The sequence below is a fragment of the Streptomyces sp. NPDC056580 genome (assembly GCF_042793175.1).
In the GTDB taxonomy this organism is placed as follows: domain Bacteria; phylum Actinomycetota; class Actinomycetes; order Streptomycetales; family Streptomycetaceae; genus Streptomyces.
The window spans coordinates 30877-43394 of record NZ_JBHTVE010000009.1 but is presented as its reverse complement, the minus strand read 5'-3'; the positions used below and the strand labels follow the sequence as shown (position 1 = coordinate 43394).

Below are 12518 nucleotides of genomic sequence, written 5' to 3'. Positions count from 1 at the left end.
GATTCTTACCTTGTGGCCTTGCCGACACGCGAACGGGTGCCGAGGGCTGTGGCCCCATTGACCCCTGTCGTACCGGCGGTGACGGGCGTCCGTTCCTCGGCCGCCGGCGGCTCCTGGGCCGTCGCCCGGGCGGTCTCCGCGGACGGCGCCGGGTCGTCCGCCGCGCGCCGGCGCCTGCGGTAGCGGGGCGGCACGACGTTCTGCGCCCAGGCGGGCACCCGGGGCCTGAAGCGGGGCAGCAGGAGCAGGACCAGGCCGATGGCGCTCAGGAAGACCACACCGAGCACGATCCACATCGACGCCGAGTTCACCGAGTAGGCGAGCGCCCCGAAGCCGATCAGCGCGGACCAGAAGTACATGATCAGCACGGCCCTGCTGTGCGAGTGGCCGATCTCCAGCAGGCGGTGGTGCAGATGGCCGCGGTCCGCGGCGAACGGCGACTGGCCGCGCCAGGTGCGGCGCACGATGGCCAGCACCAGGTCGGCGGCGGGCACGGCGATGATGGTCAGGGGCAGCAGCAGCGGGATGTAGACGGGCACCGTCTGGTGCACCGCCGCCTTCTCCGAACCCGTGAACAGGGCCAGCGCGTCCGGGTCCACCTGGCCGGTGATGGAGATCGCACCGGCGGCCAGCACCAGCCCGATCAGCATCGAACCGGAGTCGCCCATGAAGATCCGCGCCGGGTGCATGTTGTGCGGCAGGAAGCCCAGGCACATGCCCATCAGAATGGCCGAGAACAGCGTCGCCGGGGCGGCGGCCTCGATGCCGTACGAGTACCAGATCCGGTAGGCGTACAGGAAGAACGCCGCCGCCGCGATGCACACCATGCCGGAGGCCAGGCCGTCGAGGCCGTCCACGAAGTTCACCGCGTTGATCGTGATGACGACCAGCGCCACCGTCAGCAGGGTGCCCTGCCACTGGGTCAGCGCCACGTTGCCGACACCCGGGACGGGCAGCCACAGGATCGTCAGACCCTGCATGACCATGACGCCGGCGGCGATCATCTGGCCGCCGAGCTTGATCAGCGCGTCGATCTCGAACTTGTCGTCGAGGACACCGATCAGCCAGATCAGCGCGGCCCCGGACAGCAGCGCCCGCGGCTCGTTGGACTTGGCGAAGACCTCGTTGAGGTTGGTCAGGTGGTCCGCGACCAGCAGGCCCGCGCACAGCCCGAAGAACATCGCGATCCCGCCGAGCCGCGGAGTGGGTTCCCGGTGCACGTCACGCGCCCGGATCTCCGGCATCGCGCCTGCCACGATCGCGAACTTCCGTACCGGCCCTGTCAGCAGGTAGGTCACCGCGGCCGTGATGCAGAGCGTCAGCAGGTATTCACGCACGGGCTTCCCCACAGGTCTCGCTGGCCATCACAGCCCCACACCCTAGCGACGCAGGCATATGGATGAGGACTTCCGGGTAGCGACGATGGTTGCACGGGTGGCTGTGCGCCACCGCGCGCGGCCGGACGCGCTGACTTTCCGCCTGCCCGTTTCATCCGGGATACGGCGGGAACCGGCCGGTCAGCTCACGCACCTCCGCCCGCGTCGCGGCCGCTTCCGCCCCGTCCCGCAGGACGGCGGCCAGGAGCGCGGCGATCCGGACCATCTCCGGCTCTCCCATGCCCTGCGTGGTCACCGCGGCCGTGCCCAGGCGCAGCCCCCGGCCGTCGCCGTGCGGAAGAACACAGCAGTCCAGCACGATCCCGGCGGCCGCGAGCCGGCCGCGCGCGGTGCGTCCGTCGACGTCGAGCGGGGCCGGATCGGCGACGATCATGTGGGTGTCGGTGCCGCCGGTGATCACGTTGAACCCCTCGGCGGCCAGATGGCCGGCGAGGACCCTGGCGTTGGCGACCACCTGGTGGGCGTAGGCGCCGAAGGCCGGGGCCGCCGCCTCGCCGAAGGCGACCGCCTTGGCGGCGATCGCGTGCATCTGCGCGCCGCCCTGGGTGAAGGGGAAGACGGCCCGGTCGACCCGCTCCGCGAGCTCGGCCCCACACAGGAGCATCCCGCCGCGCGGGCCGCGCAGCACCTTGTGCGTGGTGGCGCACACGATGTCGGCGTACGGCACCGGGCTGGGCGCCGCTCCGCCGGCGACCAGGCCGATCGGGTGCGCCGCGTCGGCGATCAGGTACGCGCCCACCTCGTCGGCGACTTCCCGGAAGAAGGCGTAGTCGAGGTGGCGGGGGTAGGCGATGGAGCCGCAGACGACGGCTTTGGGCCGGTGGCCCAGGGCCAGGTGGCGGACCTGGTCGCGGTCGACCAGCCCGGTCTCGGCGTCGACGCCGTAGCCGACGAAGTCGAACCAGCGGCCGGAGAAGTTCGCGGGCGAGCCGTGGGTGAGGTGGCCGCCGTGGGGCAGCCCCAGGGCGAGGACGGTGTCGCCGGGGCGCAGCAGGGCGGCGTAGGCGGCCAGCACGGCCGAGGAGCCCGAGTGGGGCTGCACGTTGGCGTGCTCGGCGCCGAACAGGGCCATGGCCCGCTCGACGGCCAGCCGTTCGGCGACGTCGACGATCTCGCAGCCGCCGTGGTGCCGGGCGCCCGGGTAGCCCTCGGCGTACTTGTTGGCGAGCGGCGAGCCGAGGGCGGCCAGCACGGCCGGCGAGGTGAAGTTCTCGGCGGCGACGAGCTGGAGCGTCGTCGACTGCCGGTCGAGCTCCGCGGACAGGATGTCGGCGAGCTGGGGGTCCTGTTCCCGCAGGACGTCGGTCTCGAGGGTGCGGGTGACCGACATGGCGGGCTCCGGGCGATCGACGGTGACGTGAGTCCAATGTAGGCCCGGTGTGTCCGATGTGCGTGTGTTGCCCCGCCTGTCGCCCGCGCGGGTCCTCCGGGCGCCGGCCGGGCCGGCCGCGGCGGCGCCCGCTCGCGCGGCGGCGCCCGTCCGCCTCACGCGCGGGCGGGAACCCCCGTCAGAGCGGTCACCACCGGATCCAGCGCCTCGTGTATCTCGTCGCCGATGGAGCGGAAGAACGTCAGCGGCGCCCCGTACGGGTCGTACACCTCGTCCGCCTCCGCGGTCGGCGCCAGCAGCCAGCCGCGCAGCGCGGCCGCGGCGCGCACCAGGGCGCGGGCCCGCACCACCACGCCGTCCTCCAGCGGCGGCAGCGTGGCGGGGTCTATGGCGCGCACCAGGCGGGTGAACTCCTTCAGGGTGAAGGTGCGCAGGCCCGCCGAGTGGCCCATGGAGATGACCTGGGCGCGGTGGTCGCGGGTGGCCGTGAGGACGAGGTCGGCCATGATGACGTGCTCGTCCAGCAGCTCGCGGCCGGTGAAGCCGGAGGCGTCCGCGCCGAACTCGGCCAGCACGGTCTCCGCGTTGGCCTCCATGGGCGCGCCCTCGTGCCCCCAGGTGCCGGCGCTCTCCACGATCAGGCCGCCGCCGAGCACCCCCAGCCGCTCCGACACGAAATGGCGGGTCAGCCGCTCGGTGATGGGCGAGCGGCACACGTTGCCGGTGCTGACGTGGAGAATGCGGAAGCAGTCGCGCGGGAGCCCGACGAACGTCGTCGTGATCTCCGCGGCGCTCTCCCTGCCTATGCCACGCCCCGCGTCAGGGGCCGTCAATTCGCCACCTCGAGGTCGGGTACGACCTTCCGCAGCTCCTCCGGGGAGAGCGCGCCCTCCCGCAGCAGCACCGGGACCTCGCCGGAGACGTCCACGATGGACGACGGCACGTTGCCGGGTGTCGGGCCGCCGTCGAGGTACACGGAGACGGAGTCGCCGAGCATCCGCTGTGCGGCGTCGCAGTCCTCCGGCGCCGGGTGGCCGGTGAGGTTGGCCGAGGTCACGGCCATCGGGCCGACCTCGGTGAGCAGCTCGATGGCGACCGGGTGCAGCGGCATGCGCACGGCGACCGTGCCCCGGGTGTCGCCCAGGTCCCACTGCAGGGACGGCTGGTGCCGGGCGACGAGCGTCAGCGCGCCCGGCCAGAAGGCGTCGACCAGTTCCCAGGCCAGCTCGGAGAAGTCCGTGACGAGGCCGTGCAGGGTGTTCGGGGAGCCGATCAGGACGGGGCTGGGCATGTTGCGGCCCCGGCCCTTGGCGGCCAGCAGATCGGCGACCGCCTCGGCGGAGAACGCGTCGGCGCCGATGCCGTAGACCGTGTCGGTCGGCAGCACCACCAGCTCGCCCCGGCGGACGGCGGACGCGGCCTCGCGCAGACCCGTCACACGGTCGGTCGCGTCGTTGGTGTCGTATCGCCGTGCCATGTCTAGCGAGCCTCCTCGTGCGGGTACTGCGGGCTGGAAGTCGTCGGGGTGCTCACGGCAGCGCCTTGCGGGCGGTCGCGAAGCGGGGGCGGTTGTTGAGGTCCGGGTGGTCGGCCGCGTCGGCCCAGCCCCGCTCCTCGGTGAAGATCCACGGCACCTGGCCGCCCTGGGTGTCGGCGTGCTCGATGACGACGACTCCGCCGGGGCGCAGCAGCCGGTGCGCGGTGCGCTCGATGCCGCGGATCAGGTCGAGGCCGTCCTCGCCGGAGAACAACGCCATCTCCGGGTCGTAGTCACGGGCCTCAGGCGCGACGTACTCCCATTCGGTGAGCGGGATGTACGGCGGGTTGGAGATCACCAGGTCGACCTGGCCGTCGAGGTCCGGGAAGGCGGTCAGGGCGTCGCCCTGGCGCAGGTCGACCCTGGACCCCTCGACGTTCTTGCGGGTCCACTGGAGCGCTTCCTCGCTCAGCTCCACGGCGTGCACGCGCGAGCGCGGCACCTCCTGGGCGAGCGCGAGCGCGATGGCGCCGGAGCCGGTGCACAGGTCGACGATGCACGGCTCGACCACGTCCATGGCGCGCACGGCGTCTATGGCCCAGCCGACCACGGACTCGGTCTCCGGCCGGGGCACGAACACTCCGGGCCCGACCTGGAGCTCCAGGTACCGGAAGTAGGCCCGCCCGGTGATGTGCTGCAGCGGCTCGCGCTGCTCACGCCGGGCGATGACCTCCCAGTAGCGGGCGTCGAAGTCGGAGTCCTCGACGGAGTGCAGCTGGCCCCGCTTCACGCCGTGCACGAACGCGGCGAGCTCCTCCGCGTCGGTGCGCGGCGAGGGCACGCCGGCGTCGGCCAGCCGCTGGGTGGCCTGGGCCACCTCGGCGAGCAGCAGACTGCGGGGGCTCGGGGGTCGCCTCCCAGGTGGTGACTGCACGCAAGTCCTCCGTGTAACTCGTACGTGCCTCTTACGCGGCCGCCAGCTTCGCGGCCGAGTCGGCGTCGACGCAGGCCTGGATCACCGGGTCGAGGTCGCCGTCCAGGACCTGGTCCAGGTTGTAGGCCTTGAAGCCGACCCGGTGGTCCGAGATGCGGTTCTCCGGGAAGTTGTAGGTACGGATCTTCTCGGAGCGGTCCACGGTGCGGACCTGGCTGCGGCGGGCGTCGGCGGCCTCCCGCTCGGCTTCCTCCTGCGCCGCGGCGAGCAGCCTGGAGCGCAGGATACGCAGCGCCTGCTCCTTGTTCTGGAGCTGGCTCTTCTCGTTCTGGCAGGAGGCGACGACTCCGGTGGGCAGGTGCGTGATGCGCACCGCGGAGTCGGTGGTGTTGACCGACTGGCCGCCGGGCCCGGAGGACCGGTAGACGTCGATCCGCAGGTCGTTCGGGTTGATCTCGACGTCGACCTCCTCGGCCTCGGGGGTCACGAGGACACCGGCGGCGGAGGTGTGGATGCGGCCCTGGGACTCGGTGGCCGGCACACGCTGCACGCGGTGCACGCCGCCCTCGTACTTCAGCCGGGCCCACACGCCCTGGCCGGGCTCGATCTGCCCGCGGGCCTTCACCGCGACCTGCACGTCCTTGTAGCCGCCCAGCTCGGACTCGGTGGCGTCGATGATCTCGGTCTTCCAGCCGATCCGCTCCGCGTAGCGCAGGTACATGCGCAGCAGGTCACCGGCGAACAGCGCGGACTCGTCGCCGCCGGCGCCGGCCTTGATCTCGAGGATGACGTCCTTGTCGTCGCTGGGGTCGCGCGGGACGAGCAGCAGGCGCAGCTTCTCGGTGAGCTGCTCGCGCTGCTTCTCCAGCTCCTTGACCTCGGCGGCGAAGTCGGGGTCGTCGGCGGCGAATTCGCGTGCGGTCTCGACGTCGTCGCCGTTCTGCTTCCAGGAGCGGTACGTGGCGACGATCGGGGTGAGCTCGGCGTAGCGCTTGTTCAGCTTGCGCGCGTTCGCCTGGTCGGCGTGGACCGACGGGTCGGCGAGCTTCTTCTCCAGGTCGGCGTGCTCGGCGACGAGTTCATCGACGGCCTCGAACATCTTTCGGCTCCTGATACTGCGGTGAGGACGAGGGCGGGCGACCAAAAACGCCGGTCCCGGGCACGCCCCACGAGAGGGCGCGACCGTGGACCGGCGATATGGGGCTCGCTACTTCTTGGAGCCGGCAGCCTTGCCGAAGCGGGCCTCGAAGCGGGCCACACGGCCACCGGTGTCGAGGATCTTCTGCTTGCCCGTGTAGAACGGGTGGCACTCGGAGCAGACCTCGGCCCGGATGGTGCCGGACTCGATGGTGCTACGGGTGGTGAACGACGCGCCACAGGTGCAGCTGACCTGCGTCTCGACGTACTCGGGGTGGATGTCGCGCTTCAAGGTGTCTCCTAGGTTCCGGGAGGGCGCCGGGTCGCAGCCGCGGGATGCGAAAGCGTGAACCGGAGCCGACGTACCAGTCTGCCAGGACTGGCGCCATCCCCCAAAACCGGGGGGCGCGGCCGTGTATTCCCGGGGCTTTCCCCGGCGGTTTCCCGGGGCCCCCGCGGGTCCGGGAACGGGGGTCCGGTGCGGCGGTCCCGTGCGGCGGTCCGGTGCGGCGGTCCCGGTCCGGGTCAGCCGCTGACGACGCCCGCGGCCCCGCCCGCCGCCGTGTCCTTGGTGGCCGAAGCGGGGATGGGCCTGTCGTTCCTCAGGGCCTGCCAGATCCGCTCGGCCTTGGCCTTCTCCAACAGGACCCGGTTGGGGTCGGCCGGGTCGTACCGGACCGGCATCGTGACCATCCGGAGGTGGGAGGAGCCGATGCCCTTCAGGCCGCCCGCGAAGTCCGCGAGGGCGTTGACCGAGCCGAGGTCGGAGTCGGTGGTGACGGCCTTGGTGGCGGTGTCGGCGAGGTCGTACAGCCGCTGGGGGTCGCTGAACACGCCGACGTGTGCGACCTGGTCGAGCAGTGCCTTGACGAAGGCCTGCTGGAGCTGGATGCGGCCCAGGTCGGAGCCGTCGCCGACGCCGTGCCGGGTGCGGACCAGGGCGAGCGCCCGCTGACCGTCGAGGGTGTGGGTGCCGGCCTTGAGATTCAGGTGGCTCTGCGGGTCGGAGATGGACCTGGTCGTGGTGACCGGTACCCCGCCGAGGTCGTCGATGAGCTTCTGGAAGCCGGCGAAGTCGACCTCCAGGTAGTGGTCCATGCGGATGCCGGTGAGGGACTCGACGGTCTTCACGGCGCAGGCGGCGCCGCCGGTGGAGTAGGCGGAGTTGAACATCACGCCGGTCGCGGCGGGGTGGCTGCCGCCCTTTGCGTCGGTGCAGGCGGGGCGGTCGATGAGGGTGTCACGCGGGACGGAGACCACGCCGGCTCTCCTGTGCCCCTTGTACACGTGGACGATCATCGCGGTGTCGGAGCGGGCGCTGCCGTCGTCCGTGCCGCCGCCCAGCTTCCGGTTCGTGCCCGCGCGGGTGTCCGAGCCGAGGACCAGGATGTTCTCGGAACCGTTGTCGACCTTCGTGGGCCGCCCGTCGCCGAGGGCCTGGTTGATGTCGACGCTCTTCAGGTTGCCGTTGAGCTTGAAGTAGACGTATCCGAACCCGGTACCGGCCAGCACGACCACGCCGGCGGCCGCCCACGCGGTGGCGAGCAGGGCCTTGCGGCGCTTGCCGGGGGCGGCGGCCGTGCGGCGCTTGCCCCCGCCTCGCTGCTGTGGGCCGGTGGTGACCGGCTCCGTTATGCCGGGCTCCGGCGTGCTCTCGGCGGACACGTCACTCCTAGGTCTCGTCCGGTCGGTTACCCCCTGCTTTCAGGGTCAGGCGCGGTCTTCACCACTCCATCGTCGCTCTGCCTGGTCAGACGGAGAAACTCGGGCCAGCGTCGCACGGCGCACGGTGCCCGCCGCGTGCGGCGGCGGGCACCGTGCGTGACGGCGTGACCCGGAGCGGACCACGCTCACCTGCGGTTTCAGCCCCAGATGTCGTACGCCTGGAAGCCGGTGCCGACCGAGATCCTTGTGGCGAAGATCTCGCTCGTGCCCTTTCCGGTGCCCTTGTACAGGTACAGGGTGCCGCCGGGGGTGCGGGCCAGGAAGTCGGCCTTGCCGTCGCCGCTCACGTCGCCGACCGCGTCGAAGGCGTTGTAGCCGGTCCAGCCGCTGCGCACCTTGACCCGGGCGGAGAAGGCGCCGGAGCCGGACTTGCCGGTGCCCTTGTACAGGTACAGGTCGCCGGTGCTCGACTTCCGGGCGAGCAGGTCGGCCTTGCCGTCGCCGTTGAAGTCCCCGTGGCCGCGCACCGAGTTGTACTGGCCCCAGCCGGTGCTCACCTTCACCTTGGCGGCGAAGGTCCCGTTGCCCTTGCCCGCGTACAGCCACATCGTGCCGCCCGAGTCGACGGAGACCACGTCGGGCAGGTAGTCGCCGGTGACGTCGCCCGGGGTGACGATCCGGGCGCGGGTCTTCCAGCCGGTGAAGATCTTCGTGTCGGTCCAGCTCCCCGCGGTGCGGGCGCTGTTGAGGACGAAGTGCTCCCAGTAGACGTCTCCGGTGGAGGCCACCCGGTAGACGACGTCCTGGTAGCCGTCCCGGTTCAGGTCGGTCTGCAGGGCGAGGTTGACCCCGCTCCAGTCGCCCCAGGAGACGCGGGAGCCGAACGAGGTGCCCTTGGAGTCCTTCTCGTAGCCGGTCTTCGTGGACGAGGCGCGCACGAAGATGTCGGCCTTGTTGTCGTGGTAGCTCAGGTTGCTGTCGTCGATCTGCGGATACGCCGAGCCGACGTAGGCGCCGAGCCTGGTGAAGACGCTGTAATAGCCCTTGTCCACGCAGTCCTTGATGCCCCAGGAGACCACTCCGGCGATCCGGCCGCCGACCACGAGCGGGCCGCCGGAGTCACCGTTGCAGGTGGCGCTGGTACCGGTGTCGGTGCCGCTCTGGGTGCCCGCGCAGACCATGTGCCCCGCGACGTAGGCGGTGTCGTAGGCGCCGGCGCAGGTGCTGTCGGAGCGCAGGGTCAGCGTGGTCGTCCGCAGCGTCTGGGAGAGGTCCTGGCCGGTGGAGCTGGTACGGCCCCAGCCGTAGACCCTGGCGGCGGTGCCGGTGGCGTAGGAGGCGGTGTCGCCGGAGGCGACCATGCGGATCGGCGTGGCCTTGACCGGGACGGCCAGGGTGAGCATGCCGAGGTCGCTCTCGTACTTCCCCGTCTCCTTGTCCACCGGGTCGTACCCCGGCTGCCACCACTGGCGCAGCACGCCGGTCGCCTGGCCGCCGTGCAGGTCGGTGGTGCCGGCGTCGTCGGTGGTGGGGAGCTGGTCGGTGCCCGTGACGACGGCGCCGTGGGCGGCCCAGTCGTAGTTCCTGTTGTCCTCCCTGAGGCAGTGGGCGGCGGTCAGGATCTTCGTCGGCGAGACGACCGAGCCGCCGCAGAAGAAGCTGATGTCGTCGGCGGTGTCGGTGGTGTTCCTGTCGTCGAAGTACCAGAGCTGGGCCATCCAGGGCGCCGAGGAGACGGTGGTCTCGGAGCCGCCGATGACCTTCGGCGAGACGGCCGAGGGGCTGCTGGTCCCCGCCGGCTGCGCGGTGCCCCGCTCGGCGCCGGCGGCGCCGGCGATGCGGTCGTCCAGCTGGGCCTGGGAGGGCTGGGTGACGGCGGGGGCGGTGCCGGGCTCGGGCTGCGCGGTGGCGGCGCCGGCGGAGGACGTCAGCAGCGCGGCGGCCACGGCGGCGGCGGCAGCGGCCGCGGCAAGGGGGACGGCAAGACGTATCCGGCGTCTGTGCCGCCCGGACTCGGGCGTGGGCAAGGCGGTTCCCCTTAGGGGAGAGGTGTGGTGAAGGGGGCGCCTGATGCGCTCCCCATCCCCTCTCAGCGCCGAAAGGCCGCCCCCCGTCACCAGGTGACGGGGGGCGGCCTGCGTTTCTTACCCAGTACCTACCGACCGACTAGTCGCCGTTGCCGGGCGTCGGCGTCGTCTTCTGGATCTGCATCAGGAACTCGACGTTCGACTTGGTCTGCTTCATCTTGTCCAGCAGCAGCTCGATCGCCTGCTGCTGGTCGAGCGCGTGCAGCACCCGGCGCAGCTTCCAGACGACGGCGAGCTCCTCGTTGCCGAGCAGGATCTCTTCCTTACGGGTACCGGACGCGTCGACGTCCACCGCCGGGAAGATGCGCTTGTCGGCGAGCTTCCGGTCGAGCTTGAGCTCCATGTTGCCGGTGCCCTTGAACTCCTCGAAGATCACCTCGTCCATGCGGGACCCGGTGTCCACCAGGGCGGTGGCGAGGATGGTGAGCGAGCCGCCGTCCTCGATGTTGCGGGCCGCACCGAAGAACCGCTTCGGCGGGTACAGGGCGGTCGAGTCGACACCACCGGACAGGATGCGGCCGGAAGCCGGGGCGGCGAGGTTGTACGCACGGCCCAGACGCGTGATCGAGTCGAGCAGCACGACCACGTCGTGCCCCAGCTCCACCAGGCGCTTGGCGCGCTCGATCGCCAGCTCGGCGACCGTGGTGTGGTCCTCGGCCGGACGGTCGAAGGTCGAGGAGATGACCTCGCCCTTCACCGACCGCTGCATGTCGGTGACCTCTTCCGGACGCTCGTCGACGAGGACGACCATCAGGTGGCACTCGGGGTTGTTGTGCGTGATCGCGTTGGCGATCGCCTGCATGATCATGGTCTTGCCGGTCTTCGGCGGGGCCACGATCAGACCGCGCTGGCCCTTGCCGATCGGCGACACGAGGTCGATGATGCGGGTCGTCAGCACGCCCGGGTCCGTCTCCAGGCGGAGGCGGTCCTGCGGGTACAGCGGGGTCAGCTTGTTGAACTCCGGGCGGCCGCGGCCGTGTTCGGGCGCCATGCCGTTGACGGAGTCGAGGCGGACCAGCGCGTTGAACTTCTCGCGGCGCTCGCCCTCCTTGGGCTGGCGGACCGCGCCGGTGATGTGGTCGCCCTTGCGCAGGCCGTTCTTGCGGACCTGGGCGAGGGAGACGTACACGTCGTTCGGGCCCGGCAGGTAGCCGGAGGTCCGGATGAAGGCGTAGTTGTCGAGGATGTCCAGGATGCCCGCGACGGGGATCAGGACGTCGTCCTCGGCGAGCTGCGGCTCGGCGACCTCGTCGCGGCCACGGCGGCCACGGCGGTCGCGGTAGCGGCCGCGACGGCCACGGCGGCCGCCCTCGAAGTCGTCGTCGTCCTGCGGGCCGCTGTTGCGGTCCTGGCGGCCGCCCTGCTGCTGACCCTGCTGCTGGCGGTCCTGACGGCCGCCGCCCTGCTGGTCGTCGCCCTTGCCACGGCGGTCGCGGTCACGGCCGCGCTCGCGGCGGTCGCGCCGGCCGCGGCCCTCGCCGTCACCGGCGTCGCCGCGGGCCTCGCCCTGCTGCTGCGCGGGCGCCTCGCCCTTGTCGCCCTTCGCCTCACCGGCGACGGTCTCGGCGGCGGGGCTGCCCGCCTCGGCGGTGGCACGACGGCGGCGGCGCTCGGCCGGGGCGTCGTCTCCCCCGCGCTCGGCCTCGCCCGCGCGGGCTGCGCCGCCCGCCGGCTGGCCGGGGATCTCGATCTGCTGCTGGGCCACGGCCTTCTCGGCGGGGGCCTCGGCCGCGTCGTCCGCCTTCTTCTCGGCGGCGTCCTCACCGGTACGGGCCTTGGAGGTGGCCCGCCGCTTGGGCTTGGTCTCGGTGGCGGCCTCCGCCTTGGGAGCGGCGCCCCCGGCCTGGGCCTCCTTGATGACCTCGATCAGCTGGCTCTTGCGCATGCGCGCGGTGCCCCTGATGCCGAGGCCGGATGCGACCTGCTGCAGCTCGGCCAGCACCATGCCCTCGAGGCCGGTACCGCGGCGCCGCCGGGAGCCCGCACCGCTGGCAGGCGCGGAGGCGTCCGTGGCGGGCGCGGCAGCGGTCTCCTCGACACGTGCGCCCATCAGATCGGTGGTGTCGCTCACGAAGGGTCCTTCCCTGGAGCGGACGTCGGCCTGTCTGGCTCGGCGACCGGTTGTGCTGTCCGGCTACGGTCCTGTCTTCGGTGAACCGTGCCGGGGCGGTGGTCCGCCAAAGCGGCGGAAGAGAATTTCTGGTGATGGCGCTTCCGCGAGCCGTGGCACCCAGTGTCACGTGGCGTGGTAGCACCTGTTCCGGAGCTCCCCCGGAGGGGGTGCCCCCACTGGCGTCCCGCTCAATGTCCGCATACGACGTACTGCCCAGGTACGGCGCACGGAACACGGAGTGGTGTGGGAGGCTCCCGGAAGGATGTCTGTCCCGGACGGGGACACGAAGCACCTCGCCATGGTGGGGTCGGGTGCTGACTTGAGATTAACACTACCGGATCCAACAAACATTCCCCCTCTCCAAATCCGGCAACCGTG

The 12518-nt window shown here is 71.6% G+C and carries 10 protein-coding genes; all 10 read right to left on the bottom strand.

What is annotated here, in order from left to right:
• Positions 1-5 precede the first annotated feature (5 nt).
• Positions 6-1337 (bottom strand): MraY family glycosyltransferase, encoded by a 1332-nt coding sequence (locus ACFQ9Z_RS20960; RefSeq protein ID WP_383020185.1) that lies wholly within the window; start codon positions 1335-1337, stop codon positions 6-8.
• Between the two features lie 151 nt (positions 1338-1488).
• Entirely contained in the window at positions 1489-2727 is a 1239-nt protein-coding gene (gene glyA / locus ACFQ9Z_RS20955; RefSeq protein ID WP_383020182.1) for a serine hydroxymethyltransferase, read from the bottom strand.
• Positions 2728-2882: 155 nt separating this feature from the next.
• Positions 2883-3560, bottom strand: a complete 678-nt coding sequence (locus ACFQ9Z_RS20950; protein WP_383020177.1) for a protein-tyrosine-phosphatase — start codon at positions 3558-3560, stop codon at positions 2883-2885.
• Positions 3557-4204: an L-threonylcarbamoyladenylate synthase gene (locus tag ACFQ9Z_RS20945; protein ID WP_383020173.1), complete on the bottom strand. Its 648-nt coding sequence runs from the start codon at positions 4202-4204 to the stop codon at positions 3557-3559. Before ACFQ9Z_RS20945 ends, ACFQ9Z_RS20950 begins: the two co-directional genes overlap by 4 nt.
• A 52-nt stretch (positions 4205-4256) precedes the next feature.
• A complete protein-coding gene (prmC, locus tag ACFQ9Z_RS20940; protein ID WP_383021345.1) occupies positions 4257-5096 on the bottom strand; it encodes a peptide chain release factor N(5)-glutamine methyltransferase in 840 nt (279 codons plus the stop codon).
• 73 nt (positions 5097-5169) lie between these two features.
• Positions 5170-6237 carry a peptide chain release factor 1 gene (gene prfA, locus ACFQ9Z_RS20935; RefSeq protein ID WP_383020169.1) on the bottom strand — a complete coding sequence of 356 codons (1068 nt, stop codon included), beginning with the start codon at positions 6235-6237 and terminating at the stop codon, positions 5170-5172.
• Between the two features lie 108 nt (positions 6238-6345).
• Positions 6346-6567 (bottom strand): 50S ribosomal protein L31, encoded by a 222-nt coding sequence (rpmE, locus tag ACFQ9Z_RS20930; RefSeq protein WP_015657814.1) that lies wholly within the window; start codon positions 6565-6567, stop codon positions 6346-6348.
• A 233-nt stretch (positions 6568-6800) separates the two neighbouring features.
• On the bottom strand, positions 6801-7940 hold the full coding sequence (locus ACFQ9Z_RS20925) for an LCP family protein (RefSeq protein ID WP_383020164.1): 1140 nt from the start codon (positions 7938-7940) through the stop codon (positions 6801-6803).
• 197 nt (positions 7941-8137) lie between these two features.
• The gene (locus ACFQ9Z_RS20920) at positions 8138-9967 is read right to left on the bottom strand and encodes a trypsin-like serine protease (RefSeq protein WP_383020161.1); all 1830 of its coding nucleotides are present in this window, start codon (positions 9965-9967) and stop codon (positions 8138-8140) included.
• Positions 9968-10106: 139 nt separating this feature from the next.
• Positions 10107-12098 carry a transcription termination factor Rho gene (rho, locus tag ACFQ9Z_RS20915; RefSeq protein WP_383020158.1) on the bottom strand — a complete coding sequence of 664 codons (1992 nt, stop codon included), beginning with the start codon at positions 12096-12098 and terminating at the stop codon, positions 10107-10109.
• Positions 12099-12518 lie beyond the last annotated feature (420 nt).

Coding starts and splice junctions, on each gene's coding strand:
- glyA (WP_383020182.1), bottom strand. CDS start 2,727: ATGTCGGTCACCCGCACCCTCGAGACCGACGTCCTGCGGGAACAGGAC.
- ACFQ9Z_RS20945 (WP_383020173.1), bottom strand. CDS start 4,204: ATGGCACGGCGATACGACACCAACGACGCGACCGACCGTGTGACGGGT.
- prfA (WP_383020169.1), bottom strand. CDS start 6,237: ATGTTCGAGGCCGTCGATGAACTCGTCGCCGAGCACGCCGACCTGGAG.